This is a genomic window from Mesotoga sp. H07pep.5.4 (assembly GCF_003664935.1).
In the GTDB taxonomy this organism is placed as follows: domain Bacteria; phylum Thermotogota; class Thermotogae; order Petrotogales; family Kosmotogaceae; genus Mesotoga; species Mesotoga prima.
The window spans coordinates 80,260-97,543 of record NZ_JFHM01000006.1 but is presented as its reverse complement, the minus strand read 5'-3'; the positions used below and the strand labels follow the sequence as shown (position 1 = coordinate 97,543).

Below are 17,284 nucleotides of genomic sequence, written 5' to 3'. Positions count from 1 at the left end.
CCTCCAGTTCATCGAAATTATAGCATGCTATTTGGTGGTGTTGCGAAGGCAACGTGTTCTCTCTTACCATTTTTAAAGTATTAGCTGAGCAGGGCCGCAACATATCCCACGGTCCTGTACCTGTCTCCCATCACCTCACCGCTCGTTGTACTACAAAGCACTTCCATCGATTCAAAAGAATTTCTCACTGCTACAATTGGGCCAAGACCACAAGCCGTTATCCTCTTTTCTTGCGACAGTTCGTAGGACTCTCTGTACTTCCCATCCAAAATTAGGCTTAAAAGCTGATTGTCCTTTTCCATCGTTACCTCATGGGCCTCGTAGTGGTTCAAATCCGAAGAGGCAATCACCAAAACATCATTCCGCCCCATTAACTCCTTCTTTATGATCTCCGACAGACTCAAAGCAACTTCTACTCTCTGATCCGTCATTATCAAAGGAACAATCTTAAAATCCGAGTAAAGGAACTGCAGAAATGGTAGCTGGACCTCAATAGAGTGCTCATATAAATGAGCAGAAGTATCTGGCATTATCATTCCATTTGACTCAGCCATTAGTGACCTGCCAAAATCGTGATCTATCTCGACACTACCCAGAGGCGTTTGCCAAGCCCCTTCGAGCCACAACGACAGCTTCGTACCCAAGCCCGTGTGGTTTGGTCCAACAATCAAGATCGTTGATGGTTTAACGAGCGCGCCCGCCTTCCAGTATGACCATGCGGCTACCGGACCACTAGCCATATAACCGGCGTGCGGCACAATCAGACCGATAGTTCCTTGATTCTTCTCCCAGCCATGTGGAAGACTTCCCGGTCCAACAGGATGGAAAAAACAGTTCCTTATCTGACTTTTGAGTTCCTCTTCGTTATCAGCGTAGAACTTACCGCTAACAACGGGTCTCCTTATCAAGGCTCAACCACCTCCGCTGTGATGAAGATAACCAGTTCTCTCTTATCAGAGGTCTTGTTCTCGGTGGTGAACAGCTTTCCGATAAAAGGCAGATCACTAAGGAAAGGCATCTTGTTGACCGTAACGGTATCCTTATTTGCAACAAGACCTCCAATTGTCAGTGTGTTTCCGTCTGAAATAATCAGCCTGCTGTTTGCCTCTCTAGTCTTCTCACCATAAAGAGTTCTAGTCCCGTCAACGTATTTCTCCGGTTCGCTTACCTTAATGAAAAGATCAAGGAGTATCTTCCCATCATCATTTACCGTAGGAGTTATTCTCAGCTCCACCCCTGTATTCAGGTATTCAATAGTCTCTATCTCCACTGGGTTACCATCGACATACTCAATTGTGCGCACGAGGTAAGGAATCGTATCTCCAATGTGAATCTTGGCTTCTTCACCACTCATCGAAACTATAGAAGGACTTGATATAAGGTCAGAATCGTTGTCACTATCGCTGAGATCACCCTCTATCTTCATAGTTCCGGTATTCACAAGATCATCGATCAGCTGTGTGATATCTAGATAATCGATAATGCCAAAATCAAGATCAATGGAACCGTTTTCGATGAGGATCTCGGGAGCGTTGATTCCGATAGAAGTTTTGATCTCTCGCTGTATTTCGTCAATCAGGGACTCATCAACAAGCCTTGTTTCTATTCTCACCTGCTTCTTCGGCTGTGAAAGGGCTGAACCGATTTCATCGAAGATGTTGTCCACTCTAGACTTTGCAAGCCCTCTGACGACTATATAACCGTTTACGGGATCGGAAAGGACTTCTCCCCCATAGAACTCAATGAGTCTAGTTAACTCTTCGACATTGTGATAGACGCGGTAGACGAGCTCGACATCCGTCGGTTCCTCTCCGGCTTTCTGCTCCTTCTTGGTTACAGCATAAATATCATCGATTCTGACTATTTCGACTGGCTTCGTTGCATTGATCACCTTGACCAGTTTATCCCAGCTGAGGTCTTCTATCGACATAGTGATATTCTCGACGATTTTGTCAACGAAAAGAAGCGATATTCCCAGTTTTTCAGAAACAGTTCTCAGAAGAGCTTCCAGATCTTGATCAGTCACCCTTATGCTCACCATCGAATCTTTAACAACAACGCCTTTCTCGAGAGGATCGATCGCCTTTCTAGACTCCTGAACGTCTCTTACCATCTCTTCGGCTGCGTCTAGCAGGGCCGAACTCTTTGACTTGATAAGCAGCATCTGGAGATCTGCGAAGGTCTGAACGGTGATTCCTTCGATTGACTCTCTCAAAAGATCTGCAAGTTCTTGCGGATTGACGGTCAGATCGGTAATATATCTCGAGATCTCTCTATCGGCGGCAGCCTCTTCAATCGTCCTAGTAATTATCATCAGCGACTCGGGATCGCCGATAAGTAACCACTGTCTGTCAAGGTCGATGTAATCAACTTCAAGACTGAGCTTTGAGATTATCTCCTGAAGCTGATTATCTGAAACAAAGCTCTTTTCGACTCTCACCGACTCTCTCTTCGAATCAACTGCAAGTATACTCAAAGCCTCTCTCGCATTTTCCAGACCCACCTGCGTTCCTATTCCGATAAGCCTTCCAGAGTATTCGATAATCGATCTCAATTGAATCTCTGCAGCCTCCAGGAACTGCGTTATCTGTTCTATACTCCAACCGCTGACAGGTGGAAGATCTTCGATCCTTACCTTTTCAGTTCCTTCAGTGCTACCAATGGTCTGATTCAACTCCGTTATCAACTGTCTTGCAAGATCGACATGTACGCTTTCTCCAACCACTAGAAGCCTATTATCGAACTTGCCTATGAAAACCGATACTCCAATGCTCTCCAGTGCGTCTTTCAGATCATCCATTCCAGACCTTTCACTGCCTTCAGGGCCATATACTCTTGACAAATCGTCATTAAAGGCTTGCCCTACGACTACAATTGAATAAGACAGGAATTTAGTATCCTCTGTCACCGCTTTGGCAAGTATGTCCCTGAAACTTTCTACATCCTCCATATTTCCGACAAATAAATACCTCGTTGGCGTTATCTGAGCAAATGAGATCTCAAGTAGAAGTTCATTAGCGATCGTCTGGAGGATCTCAGGAGTTATGCTTGCAGGTAGATCGATGTATGCGAAATGCACCTGCTGGTTATCCAGCAAGTAGTCGATTATGCTTTGTGCACCGTCCAATGAGTCTGCGCTTCCTATCAGGAGGTATCCTCCACTCACATCAAAAACCCCCGAAAGCTCAATCTCTTTTGCTAACAAATAAGTCTTCAGTGTCTCTGCATCGACACCGGATAGTTTCTTCACAAATCTGAACTCGTTGACGATTCCCGATCTTTCGTTAACCAAACCACTGAGAACCTGTTCGAATTCACCTATGTCTTCAGCCGTCCCAATCATAAAGACTCTCTCTCCAACAGGCTCGAATTTCAGTTTAAGCTCCATCAAACCGGCAATTGATTCGAACTGGTTGATCTCCGTGCCCTCGGGCAGCGCAAAGGTTATGTAAGAGACGGAACCGTCGGCAGAAGTCCCGCTCGCATCGATTCCTATACGGAGAGAGGAAATCAGCTCTTGCGCTCTAGCAAGTGACGCTTTCGTCCCGACTATTATTGCATAGTCACCTGCCTCGATTACACCTACAGGTATCTGAATCGATGTGAAGGCGGTTTGGAGCTGGCTGGGAGTAAGATTCTTCGGGAGAATCGTTATTGTGTAAGAGAGCGGTCCTTCGTCTACACCGGCGCTCTCTCCAAGAGAATCATACACATCTACGGCCATTTCTACATCGGCTTCGCTTCCGACGAAGACAAAGACCGTTTCGCTTTCCAGAATCTCTACCTCCACCCCGATCAATCTGAAGAGCTGACTCAAAAGCTCGGAAGAAACTCCCTCCTTTGATTCAAGGACTTTGAAGACGTTCCCTTCACCTGAATCTCCCGTCGATACCTGAACGAGTTTTTCTATTATTGTAACTGCGTTTTCTATCGATTCTCTCGTTCCGATTATCAGGAGGACGTTGCTAACGGCGTTTATGTCGACTCTTAGATCGAGCTTTTCGAAAACAGTTGTGAGAGAGTTTATGTCAAACCCCTTAGGGAAGGAAAGAGCTTCGAACTCAATCTCCTCAGATTCCGGTTCTGTATTCTTCGTCTCAAATCTGGAGAAAAGCTCAGCGGCTTCCAAATTGTCCTCACCTGAACCTATGAAAACGAGATAATCTCCGACCTCCACAATCTTCACCGAGATATTGAGGGAGGCTAGCAATTCTCTGAACTGATCCACTGAGATCTCTTCAACGAACTCAACGATTGTGTATTCGGGGCTTTGTACTTCCTCTATCCCGAGGGTCGCCGAAATGGAATTGACTAACTCTCTGAAGCTATCTACGTTTCTTTGAGTTCCAATCACGAATAGGTCTTCACCGACTGGAAGGATCTCTACATTAAGCGAAAGCTTTTCGACCAGAGCTGCGATCTCCGTCATTGAAAGCTCTTCACTGATAGGAATCACAGAGTAGACTACTTCATCCTCAATAGGAGTGCCTTCCGGAGTGAGATACTCAACTATTTCATTGGCAGTTCTCAAATCACTGTCGGAACCAATTAGCATTACTTCTCCATCTACCTGAACAGAGGATATGCCTAGCGCCATATCTCCCATAATTTTCTCAAACTTTTCCAGTGTCAAATCTGCAGGAAGCTTGATTAGCCTATAAGAGATCCCCTTGCCAAGATTGCTTCTTATCACTTCGTCCAGTAGGGCAACTGCAAGGTTAACGTCTTCTTCAAGACCGGAAATCGACATACTCTGTCCAAGTTTTGTGTAGGAAAGATTGAACCCGGCCGAAATCAGTATCTCTCTCAGCTCTTCGAATGTCATACCTGAAGGAACAGGATAGAGAGTTGTAAGCTTCTTCGTCTTGAGTTCGAGGCCCTCCATGATATCGGGCAGCTTGGAAAGCTCAGATTCCGGTCCAATCAACAGGTATCCCTGACTGTTTTCGTGAAATACCTGAACCGCCAGATTCATAGCCTCAAAGAATCCAGAGAGAGTCTCTCCCGTCCATCCTTCAATTCTGGGATAGAACTGCGCCGTCAGTTCTTCAGTAGACGGGGCAGATCCAATCTCTTTCAAGAGACCTTCAAACATCTCAATATCATCTTCGGTACCTACAGCAACTAATTTGTCTCCCTCTCCGTAAATTGTGAGCGAGGAGTTCATACTTGAGAGGAGCTTGTTAAGGAAGTCGGTGCTAAGGGAGATTCCAGTGAATATCCTCGAATGGCGAACTTCCTCAGAAGGTTTTTCGGAAACAAGCTCGGAAAGAATAGCCCTGATCTGCTCGATGTCTTTTTCTTTCCCGTAGACAACGAAGCTGTCCCTGATCTCTAGAACGGAAATCTCCATTTCCAGAGTATCTACAATCCCTGTAAGCTCCTCGAGAGTGACCTCGCGGGGAACAATCACCGTTACTCTATGTTCGCTGATTATATCTTCTCTTATTTCTGCGAACCTCATGATCTCGTTCTCGCTCCCGATTACTACTAGCTTCCCTGCAACCGAAAGCGGGAAGACGTTTATATTGAATGCCGAAACAATTGACTGTGCTGCAGCCAGGTCGAATCCGTCCGCGACTTCAACTACCAGGTAGCTCTTCTCACCATCAACCACCTGAACCTCTCTCCTTGAAAGTATAGAAGTTATAGTGTCAACGGCCTTAGCTACTTCTTCACCCTGACCTACAGCGATTACGCCCGTGGGGGCATTCAGTAGATCAACGCGTATTCCTAATCTCGAGAATATTGCTCTAAAGCTTTCGACTTCTTCGGTGGGGATTTCTACGAAGTTAAATACATCGGGTTCCTCTCCCTTGGGCAAAACAACTCCCTCGGAAAGCTCGCTGAAAATCCTCACAGTCTGAATAACGTCATCTTCCGGTCCAATGACCATCGATCTCCCATCTACGATAACTACAGTTACCGCAAGTCCCATTTTTTCGAGCATGCCCTGAAGATTCTGAATCGAGGGAACAGTATCAACTATTTCGTAGTGTGGCTTCTCCAGTCCTGATAACCTGACCGTTTCAGAGTGAATTCTGTCCAGTATGGCAGTTGGACCCACTATTAGATAACCGGACTGAACCGGAGTCACACTGACTTTTGCCCAATCCTTCTCTCCGAGGAAACCTCTCAGGTAGGTAACAAGTTTTCCATCTTCCCAACCGGCAGGATTATTGAAGAACCTTGATTCAATCGTCTCATCCTCTTCGGCCTTAGAAAGCACTGATAATATGACATCATTAGCTTTAGCCGACTCTTCCTCGGTCCCCACCAATACTACTCCGGATGGCGAGGTAAGTAGCTGGACATCCATCTCAAGACTATCGAGAATGGCTGAAAACTCATTTATTCTATCATTCGGTATTTCCGTAAAAGAATACTTCAGTTCTTCATCCTTTTCGAGAGTTACCGTTCGTTCATTAATAGAATTCACGACCTTCGCGGCACTTTCGAGGTCCTCATCATAGCCGACAAGTATGACGTTGTCTCCAAAGCTAAGCGCAGTTGCTTCAATTTTCAGCTCTGCTAATACCTGCCGTATAGTATCAAATGCTCCCTCGCTTGCAGGCATTATTTGGAAATCATATTTTCTTGAACTTGATGGCGCTTCCAGTCCGTTACTCAGAAGTCTTATTACCTCAACAGCCTCTTCTACGCTCTCTTTCTTGCCAACTACGAGGAATTCGTCTTCAACAGGCAGAATCGTTACCTTCAATCCAAGCCGTTCAAGAAGTGAATCCAGTTGCTCGACTGCGGGAAGCGAATTCTCGATAACGAAGAAGGGATCCTCAATTCCAGCCAACCTCGAAGCCTCGTTGACTAGTTTTGATACAACTTCCTGGGGACCGACAACAATGTAACCACTGGAAGATGGTGTAATAGTTATTCTAGAGAAGTCGTCCTCGCCGAGAAAGTCAGCAAAGTAGCTTGCATATTTCTCATCGTTCCAGCCAGGGATTAGCGCAGCAACGTTGGAAACTCTTCCCGGCTCCACCCCCTCACCAGCTACGGCTTCCCTTTCCAGAATCTCGTTTACCGTCTCCAATGCTACTTGAACCTTGCTCCCTTCACCGATCATGATAACTCCAGTAGCGGATGGCAGAAGCTCCACTCCCGAATCAAGTTTGTCCAGAATCGTCTGATAAATGGCAATATCTGCGCTTTGTATCCCAGTGAAGGCGTATGTCGGTTCATAAACCTGCGGAGTCGTTCTCCTGCTGAGAATATCTTCAACAACCGTCTCTGCTCTAGCCACTGCCTGATGTGAGCCGATCGCTATGGCTCCAGAGGGCGATGAAATAAGGGAAACATCTATCGTGAGGCTTTCAAGAATTGCATTGAAGCTTTCGATGTCGTCTTGAGCGATGTCTAGAACGCTGTATTCCATTGCTTCCGGTGAAGCAACATCGAATTTCACACTTTCCATAAGCTGTTCTATTATTATTCCGGTTTGTCTTACGTCTTCCCCCGACCCGATAACGATCGTCGAGCTACCCATTTCTACCAGATCAACGAGTACTCCCAGTCTAACCAGCAGCCCTTCCAGATCATCTACAGGAGGCACTCTTTCAATCACTGTAAATGCAGGGTCTTCGAATTCTCTCAACCTTGATATTTCAGCCTCCACAACGTCTGCCAGAGCTCTTGGAGTAAGAGCAACGAATCCTGTGGAAGATGAAACAATGGAAATCCTCTCAAACTCATCGGCTCCAAGAAAGAGTCTCAGATATTCATTCAAACGAGTAAGATCCCAGCCAGGTATCATTTTTATTTCCAGAGAAATCCGTTCTTCCCTGTCTACTTCCTGAGATTGAAGCTGCATGTAAAGTGCCTTGAACTTCAGCAGGTCTTCTTCGCTGCCTATTGCAATCAGTTTGTCTGCAACGCTTACCGCAAATACTCTGTAAGCTAGAAGTTCTAGCGCAGGTTGTAGTGATTCAACTGTAATCCCGGCTGAAAGAGGCAGAAGAAGATAACTCTCATATTTCTCTTGAAGAGGAACTTCTTTCGTATCTCTAGAGTTGATTGCTTCGATCAACTCTTCCGCGCGATCCAAATCTTGTTCGGCTCCGATTGCAACTACTCCGGCTGGAGTGTCAAGCAGTTCAACTCCAATACTCAAGCGTTCAATTATAGGCAGAAGCTGATCTATGGAGTCCTTCAGAACATCAACAAACCTGTAATCCATTTCCAGTTCAGCCGTTACACTTTCAGAATGGGCCATCACCGATTCGACAACATCAAGAGATCTTGAAAGCTCTTCCGTCGACCCTACCGCAATGACTCCATTCGAGATCTGAACAAATTCGGAGGTAATACCGAGTTTCTCCATAACCGTCTCGAGTGGCGCAATATCTTCTGGTTCGATCGGGAGGAAAATGAATGTCTTCGAAGTTGCGGTCTGCTCTGTGGGCTTTCCCTCTGGGTATATAGCATCGATGAGCTGATCAATCAACTCACCCGTTTGAACAACACTGTCATGATTTCCGACGATCAAGTATTTGTCTTCAACGGGGATAATTTCGACTCTTATTCCTAGCGCTTCAATAAGCAGTTCCAACTGATCGAGAGGAGTCAATCCCTGCTTCACAATGAAGTAGGGGTCCTGAATTTCGTTCAGTCGCGCAACCTCGGCTTCAATAGTTTCAAGAAGATCAATGGGTCCGACGGCGATGTAACCACTTACTGTTGGAGCAATAGAGATTCGAGAATATAAATCTTCGCCCAAGAAGTCGCTGAGATAACTGGTGAATACCTCGTCGCTCCAGCCTGCAACTCTTCGGACGAAGGTAGATACGTTCTTGGAATCTTCAGTACTATCGAATACCTGTTTCTGATCATGAATTGTCTGAACTGCCGTTCTGGCTTTAGAGACCTCTTCAGACGATCCAACTACGATGACACCCGACGGAGATGGAAGCAACTCTGCATCGATGCCCATTTTCTCCAGTATTAAGGAGTAATCTCCTATTTCCTCGAAAGCTGCCGGCACGAATTCAAACACAGCCTGTGCTAAAGCCGTAGAAGGTCTCTTCTGGAGAATCGATTTGGAAGTTTCTATTGCTTTCGAAACCTCTTCTTCTCTACCTACTACAAGGACCCCGGAAGGGGATTCAAGCAACCTAACATCGATCCCAATGCTTGAGAAGATCTCACCAAAAACCTGCGAATCCTTGCTTTCGATTGTAGAAAGCTCAAATACAGTTTCTTTAGATTCCGGGTCCTCTCCGATAGCCTCAACTAATTTCGATATGAGTTCTTTTGCTCGTGCAACATTGTATTCCGATCCAACAACTACAAAATAGTCGTCGACTTCCAGAATATCGACAATGATGCCGAGCCTCGAAAGAAGTGAATTGATTTCATCAATCTGAGGCATCTTGCTTTCTATCGAATAGGATGGACTCTCGATTCCCCTCAGCCTCTCGAATTCGTTCTCTACTCTTTCAACGATCGACTCGGGGCAACTGATTATGTATCCTTTGGCCGTCTGAACGAAGGAGATATTTGCAGTCTTTTCTGGTCCAAGAACTACGCCCAGATAAGATAGAAGACGTTCGGAATCCCATCCAGGAACCCCTGCAATCTCCCTTGATACGAAGGCTCCTTCAACGCTCTCGGTAGTAAGTATCTGATCGTACAATCCGTTGAAAAGCTTTAAATCCTCGCTATCTCCAACAACGACAATCTTGTCATAGATTGGCGTGATAACAAGATCCATACCGAAAACATCTATCATTGAGTTGAGCGAGGCAATTTCCACTTCAGGCTTCGAGAAAATGATCAGATATGATTTCTCGCTTTCAATGTCTCCCTGCTGAGGAAGTATTGATGTCTCCTTATTCATAATCTCTTCGACGATCTTCTTTGCCTTTGCGAGCTGCGCCTCTACACCAATCCCTATGACTCCCGCCGGTGACTCTACAAGATCTATTTCGTACCCTAACAGCGAAAGTATCTCGTCAAGGGTATCGACTAGGGATGGCTCTATATCTATCAAACTGTAACTTCTGGGTCCCGTCTCGATTGTCTCGATTCTAGAAAGAATCGAATCAATCACGACCATCGCTTCTTTCAACCTATCTTCAGTGGCTACAATCGCGACTCCAGATGGCGTGTTGACGAACTCAACTGACAGGTTTAGTTTGTCCAGAAGATCACTTATTCCCTGCACTTCCGAATAAGGAATGTCTATAAATCTATACTCGTAAACAGTCTCACTTTCCGAAACTTCCCCTTGAACGGGTAGTCCGCTGCTAAGCTGTCTTACAAGCCTGGAAGCCTTTTCGACATTGACTTTTGAACCTACAATCATGAACTGGTTGTCGACAGGAACTATTGTTACGGCTATTCCAAGCCTCTGCAAAAGAAGCTCGAACTGAGCAAGTGACGGAATGGAAGTTTCCAGTCTGTAAGAAGGTTCTTCAAATCCTCTAAGTTTTTCAGCTTCAGCGGAAATTGCTTCCAGAACAGACTCCGCTGCAATGACTATGTAGCCGCTTCCCGATGTGGTCAGAGTAATCTCTGAAAAAAGCTCAGTTCCAAGAAAGTCGTTGAGATATGTCCTGAATTTCTCAATATCCCAACCGGGAATAGCTTCGATCTGCAGGGATAACCTGTTCTCCTGACTAGACATTCTATTTTCAACCATTTCTTTGATTCTAGGTATTCTCTCTTCGATAATGGTTTCTATCTCGGCGAGTCTCTCCGGGTAAGCACTGACTACCAGCAATCCTGCCGACTGAATGAAGTCTGCCGTTTCATTCTCCACGAGAATCGTCTGGAGTAACTCGCCCAGACCTGAAGAATAGATTTCGGGAGCGATTTCAAGAATGGATTCTTTTGTTACCCTGTATATCTGCCTTTCGTGCTGTTCCAGTTCAAGAATAGCCTTTTCCATTATTTCCGAAGGCGCATACATGAAGACCAATCTATCTGCAATCTGCTCAACTGTGTACTCATCTTGGACAAGACCCTGTGCCGAGTAGAAGGTTCTGAGAAAGGCCGAGACTTCCTCAAAGGAATCATTAGCTTTTAGTTCAAGATATGTGCTAGAGTAATCTTCGAAAGTGATCCCAGTGAAAAGTGAGAGGAGATACTCTGCTGTTCCTATTGAATTCCTGGAGCCTTTAAGAATGTAGCCCTTTCTTTCGCCCAAGGGCTCGATTAGTGCTCCAGTTATTCGCTCCACTTGAGATCTCACAGACTCCTCTATTGTTAAGTGATAATTCACTATCGTGTAGGAAACCTCCGCAGATATTCCCGAAAAAGAATCCACAGTCTTTTCTAGAACTGGAACTAGATAGTTTGGCAACTCGAATGTTACCTTTCCGATAGGCTCAAATGCTCTATCTACAGCTATCTCTTCATAAGGGGCATAGCTTTGAATAATACTCAGTATGGCGCCAACAAGAGTATTGCCTTCTGTCAAGCCGGACCCGCCAACACTCCCTAGTTTCAGCACATCTTCGATGAGAAAGAAGTTGTCCGGTAGCGTTATTGTTTTTCTTACTTTACTTGAATCTAGATCCTCAGATGTAACATTTTCTCTATAAAGCTCTAGATATTCATAAAGAGCATTTACCTGAGAATCATTCCCGGAAAGAATAAGTTTGTTGAATTCAGGAATGCTTATTATTGTCAGACTCTCAGAAAAAAGCGTTGCATTCAATTTCCTTGCGAGGTCTAAATAAGAGTTGAGAGGAGTGTCTTCCACATCTGTTATCTCCCACGGAATGGTAAATTCCTTCGTAACCGTATTAGTTGTAAGAGCAGCAGAAAGACTCATATGGGTTTGGAGATCTCCGAAAACCATGAGAGAAGCTTCATTTGGCAGATACTCAATAAAACTGTTCACGGGAAGAGTCTTTCTCAATCTCTCAATCTGCTCAGAAACGGTTTCACCCTCCAGCTTAAACTCCACACCAATATAAGTTTTCCAGAACGCGTTTACCAGACTCTGTACTTCTTCAGGTGTCCCGAGGTAGAAGGTTCCATCTGTCAAATAAGAGTAAGCGACCCTGTCTCCAAGAGAAGTGAGAATGTTTCTGAGGATGTCCTCTGGCATCGCAAGTGAAAAACCGACGACGACCTCCTCATCTCTCACACTTGGAGATATTATGTAGGAAAGGTCAAGCATTTCCTCGGAAAAGAGATACGTCATGGCAGTTGACAAAGTCATTCCGTATGTTGTGAACTTCTCGATGTCAACGTCAATCTTAGATCTGAAAAATCTAAGCGTTACGATGTTCTCCCTGATTGTGACTTGTGGCTCGTCGATTGCAGGAATCAGCAAGGCGACATTCACTGAAAGTCGCTTCGGGTCCTGGCGGGTCCAGAGACCCTCAACGGGTCCCATTCTTAACGGCAGATTCATATCACGGCCGCTTACTCCGTCCAGCGCCAGAGAATATATTGTCTTGGAAGGATTAGACTGAATGTTATAATCGGTGACTTCGTTCATAAAAATCAAAGTCACCGTCACTGATTCAGCATCCATAGAAGGTATGACTGAATTCAGTTGATTAGAGAAGCCGATACAGAAGAAACCCAGAACCAGGAATAAGACCGCTATTCTTCTCACATGAATCACCCCATATTCACCCTCGAGTTTACGACCTGAAATACTTGACAACAACAAAGCTGTTTGTGCTAGTGTCGTTCAGCAATACAGCAAATTCCGTAATCCCATACACGATGTAAGAGGGAGCAACCTGTTCTCCCACTCTTACAGTAACTTGAGACTGTCCAGATTCAAGAACAGCATAATCAATCTTGTTTAATCTATAGTATGCGACATACCTTACACCTTCAGCTTCCTCACCAACTTCTAGCATGGAACTGATTACTTCAGAAGGACTGGCATACAGAGGAAGAAAATGATTCTCCAAACTTACGCTACTAACAACTCTATCAGTGTTTATAGGATCAATCTTGATCCTGCTGGCCGCTACGTCTGCAATTTCAACAGGTTCGAGGAGAAATGTCAGAATAACCCCACCTGTTACGATAAGGAAAATCGCCATCACTATTACCATAACGTACTTCTCCATAAATTCAGCTCCCCCTAAAAGATTCCAGTCACATTTAGATCGATTTTCAGTTCAAGAGATAGATTCGAGGGAATGTTGGACTCCGGGAGAATCGGAAACCCAAGATTAGATCTTAGCTCTAGCTTTTTGACAAGTATTCTGGGTTCATTTACAATCATTTCTACGAGATCGAGAATATCCCTTGAGTTTCCCGAAGCAATTATCCCATTGTAGTCGCCGGGCTTCGACCCTATTGGAATTCTCTCTTCAAGATCATTCAAATAGCTTCTAGTGCTCATTGAACCAAGTGCCTCGTTTCTCACCCTTGTAAGGAGCTGAACTTCAAGATAGGCGCTTTCTAAACCATTTACTTCATCAATGAGCAGAGAAGTGTTCTCAAAAGTGCTGTAGGAGTACAGAATAACCAAGAAGAGAAAACCCAAAACAGTCAAGGTAATCAATGACCAGAAAGCAAGTTTTGAGTTTATTCCTTTCTTGTCAAGAAAATTGAGCCTTCTATTCAGCTTATTTGCGTAGTCTCTGTGGACAAAAAACGAATCGCCACCCTCAAAAGGCTCAGCTCCTGCGGGTGCTTTCATTTCTTCGAAGTTGAATCCGTTCTTCTCATTCAATGAGGTCACCTACCTCAAGATCAACTAGCTGAAGTGAGTACAGCTCGGCAAAATCCAAATTACCCCTGACGCTTGGTCTTGCGAGAAGCGTTGGAGTCGTATGCGGAGTCGGGAAAAACATCTCTTTTCCTTCAAAAATGAGATAGTAGAAAGAGTTTCCTACCCCGCTTTCAAACTGTATTCTGGAGGCAATTGTTTTCATTGCGTTCTCGTCCTCAAGATAGGCCTCTATTGTCCTGAAGACATCCATTTCAACTGACTTCAAATCAACATGTTTACGGAGATCATTTACCTGTCTGCTTAGTTTATTTCTTATCGCGATGTACTCCTGCTTCTTTTCATACATCATGTCTATATCTTCTTTCAGATTTCCTGTCAAATAAGTCCCGGTATTGTCGAATAAGTACCCTTTCATTCTTGAAACCTGTCGCAATCTAATTTCGAAAGCCTGGGTCACAAAGAAACGCGACCCGAAAATCAGCAAGATGATTATCAGCAGAACTATCAGAGAGTACTTAAGCCTTGAGACCCGCCTCTTCCTTGAATACAAGTTTACGTCGACCAAGTAACTCACCACCTCTCATGAGCAGTCCCGCCGATGTATATGTTATACCGCTTGTTTCCTTCATCTTAAGAGGCATGCTCGCTACCTCAGTCTCAGTGCCCAGAATTTGCTGAAAGGCTCTTGAATAAACAGCTGTCGAAAGGCTTGACTGGCCTGCAACAAAAAACCTGTTGAAGAGTGATTCGTCGGCTGCAGATGTATTGGGAGAATTAGACAGAGTGTTTGTGAGGTACATTCTCAACTGATACGATATCATACCCTCGAGTCTTTCCGAAGCTTCTTCAATCAAAGAGTCATAATAGGCTTTGGAGCCTATAAGAAACTCTCGTTGCATATTAGTGTTTGGAGATAGAGAGTTATCTTCTTTGAAGTCGCTCGCCACTTCATCAAACCCGTCACTGATGTAGTTCAAGCCTACAACTTCCTCTCCTCTTAGTGTCAATAGAAGCGAGTAGCTCTTATCAACGATAAAAACGATATTATTCCCTTCAAAGACGCTGGTCTGAGCAATCTTGAAAATCGAAAAGGGTTTCACATCAACTATGTTAGGTTCAGGGAAGTTCTTTCCCGTCAGTTCTCCAATGAATTCGTACAGAGCTCTCTTCTTAGTGATAATGAAGGCCGGGACAAGACCCGTTCGAAGTGAAGACAATGAGTTCAAGCAGGCAACATTGACTTCGTCGGGCGGTAGAGAAAACTGAGATGCTGCCTTGAAGCTAGCTACACTTACCAGATTCTTTACTGATTTGACCCGTGGAACTTCGAGATGCTGAAAAACAACATCTTTTGGGTGGAAGGCAGTCACAAAAATCTCGTCGGCAGGAAGAGAATTGTTTTCCGAGAATACTCGTGATGCTTCTTCAAGCGAATCCGAACCCACCTTAAGTACAGAAAAAACGGGCTTTAAATAACGACCTTCAACGACAGCCCTGACGATTTCCGTATAACCCTCGTCTGAATTAACGGCAGTAATCATACTTTGAAACATAATTTACCCCCAAGTCTCAATAACTGACTTTCCCCGTGACCGGCTGGATTGTCAAAACACTGCCATCAGCAAAGTTCAATGTTGTCGACCCGCTAAGTATAGCTATAGAGCCATCACCATTAAAACGAATCCTGAAGTTTTCAGGGTTCTCCCAGTGACAGTCTTCAAATACCATCCCAGTTGTGGATGATACTCTTCTTGATCTGAAATCATAGAACACATCAACGGGCCTCGAACGAACAACTGCTTCGAGACGCTGGCTTTCAATAAACGAATCAAAAGCAGTTTTGCTTAAAACAATTTTCAGACTAGCTATGATGTCAGATGACACAAGTACCACGCCGCTGATACACAGAGAGACCACGACCAGACAGCACAATAGTTCGGTAAAACTCATCCAATGCTTTGCTCCATTGCAAATACAGCACCATAAATCGTTATTGCCAGGAAACCAATAAATCCCCCAATAAATAATATCATTATTGGCTCGACGAGCGAAACAAGTTTCTTAAGTGCATTCTGGACTTGCATGTGATAGAAGTTTGCCACTTTAAACATTACTTCGTCGAGTTTTCCAGTTTCTTCGCCAGTTGCAACCATGCTAACCACGATTGGAGGGAAGACCTTTTGCCGCTCAAGAGCGGCGTTGATGCTTTCCCCTCCCTTTATACTGACTATCGCATTGCCAACGGCTTTCATAACTCTAGGGCTTTGAGAAACCTCTCCTGCAAGTTCCAGAACTGTAGGAAGATCCACACCGCTTGCTACAAGAACAGCCGTCGTCCGTGTGAATCTCTCCATAGCCGTCATGTTTCTTAGGTTTCTGACCGGAGGAATCAATTTGCCTAGAGTCTCCTTTACAATGTTGCCGTACTTACTCTTGAAAAAGAAGAAGCCTCCTATTAACAATGCTAAAAGCAGGACAAGAAGAATTGGCCAATGATTTTTCAGGATGTCGTTCATCTTAAGAAGAATAGCCATTGTTCCTTCAGGCTCGTAATTTCCTCCAAAAGCACTAATCAAATTTGGGAGGATGAAGAAGGAGATCATCCCCACTATTCCCACCGCGAAAACCATCATGAATAGAGGATAAGCCATCGCCGATTTTACCTGATTCTGAAGCTCAACCATCCCCTCATAGAAATCTGCAACCCTTTCGAGAGACTCGTCGAGAACACCACCGGCCTCGCCTGCTTTTACGAGATTGGTAAACAATGGCTCAAACACGCCCGTCTTCTCAAGCGATTCGCTAAAACTCATACCGCCCTCGATATCAAGAACAACACGGGAGATTATCTTCCTGAATCTTCTTGAAAAAAGAACTTGAGTCGAAAGAACTTGCAGCGAGTCTCTTATCCTAACACCGGAAGAAACCATCGTTGCAAGCTGTCTAGAGAAGATACTGACTTCCTTCTGAGAAGCGGGAAATAGAGAGGCCTTCGTATAATTGCGTGTAGTCGATGACTGTTTGATCGAGCTGACAATAAATCCCCTGCTAGAAAGAATTTGGAGGGCCTCAAGTTTAGAATTGGCAGAAAGCTTGCCTTTCTCGGGCTTTCCCTTGATGTTTATAACTTCATAACGGAATTCCGGCATCTCTTACCCCACCTTCTCCAAAAGACAAACAGCATGAACTTGCACGAAACCAGGGCTGCTGCCATTTCCAGATTTGGGCTTAACGTTTACCTGCTCGCTTTCGATTCCAAGCGCTCTGGCAACATTCTCAGTCATTGAACTGACAAACCCTGCTAGTCTAACCTTTTCGATCACGACAACTGCGTCAACATTTAGAATTCGCCACCGACCTCTTATCGACTCAGCTACCTCCATCAGAAACTCTATACTTCTTCGATCTCTGTTTTTTTCATCCTCTGGAAAACTGATGCCGATGTTTCCCGAAGAAGTGCTCCCAAGAATCGCATCGACAATCGCATGACAAAGGGCATCTCCGTCAGAATGGCCCGCAAGATAGAAGGTATCAGATACCTTAACTCCTCCCAGATACATACCTCTGTCTCCGGGCTTGATCGAATGAATGTCGTAACCGATTCCCACCCTGATT

Annotated in this window: 9 protein-coding genes; all 9 read right to left on the bottom strand. The window is 44.8% G+C overall.

What is annotated here, in order from left to right:
• Positions 1–80 precede the first annotated feature (80 nt).
• Positions 81–908 (bottom strand): AmmeMemoRadiSam system protein B, encoded by an 828-nt coding sequence (amrB, locus tag Y696_RS03860; protein WP_006492396.1) that lies wholly within the window; start codon positions 906–908, stop codon positions 81–83.
• Positions 905–12,589: a type II secretion system protein GspD gene (locus Y696_RS03855; protein WP_259459843.1), complete on the bottom strand. Its 11,685-nt coding sequence runs from the start codon at positions 12,587–12,589 to the stop codon at positions 905–907. The genes amrB and Y696_RS03855 overlap by 4 nt, the downstream gene beginning before the upstream one ends.
• A gap of 28 nt (positions 12,590–12,617) precedes the next feature.
• Entirely contained in the window at positions 12,618–13,058 is a 441-nt protein-coding gene (locus Y696_RS03850; protein WP_006492394.1) for a hypothetical protein, read from the bottom strand.
• Between the two features lie 14 nt (positions 13,059–13,072).
• Entirely contained in the window at positions 13,073–13,678 is a 606-nt protein-coding gene (locus tag Y696_RS03845; protein WP_259459794.1) for a hypothetical protein, read from the bottom strand.
• Complete coding sequence (locus Y696_RS03840; protein WP_259459842.1) at positions 13,662–14,084, bottom strand: hypothetical protein; 423 nt, start codon at positions 14,082–14,084, stop codon at positions 13,662–13,664. The genes Y696_RS03845 and Y696_RS03840 overlap by 17 nt, the downstream gene beginning before the upstream one ends.
• Positions 14,085–14,184: 100 nt before the next feature.
• Entirely contained in the window at positions 14,185–15,222 is a 1,038-nt protein-coding gene (locus Y696_RS03835) for a hypothetical protein (protein ID WP_006492391.1), read from the bottom strand.
• Positions 15,223–15,238: 16 nt separating this feature from the next.
• Positions 15,239–15,619, bottom strand: a complete 381-nt coding sequence (locus tag Y696_RS03830; RefSeq protein WP_006492390.1) for a hypothetical protein — start codon at positions 15,617–15,619, stop codon at positions 15,239–15,241.
• On the bottom strand, positions 15,616–16,818 hold the full coding sequence (locus Y696_RS03825; RefSeq protein WP_006492389.1) for a type II secretion system F family protein: 1,203 nt from the start codon (positions 16,816–16,818) through the stop codon (positions 15,616–15,618). Before Y696_RS03825 ends, Y696_RS03830 begins: the two co-directional genes overlap by 4 nt.
• Positions 16,819–16,821: 3 nt before the next feature.
• On the bottom strand, positions 16,822–17,277 hold the full coding sequence (locus Y696_RS03820; RefSeq protein WP_259459841.1) for a 2-C-methyl-D-erythritol 2,4-cyclodiphosphate synthase: 456 nt from the start codon (positions 17,275–17,277) through the stop codon (positions 16,822–16,824).
• Between the last annotated feature and the right edge of the window lie 7 nt (positions 17,278–17,284).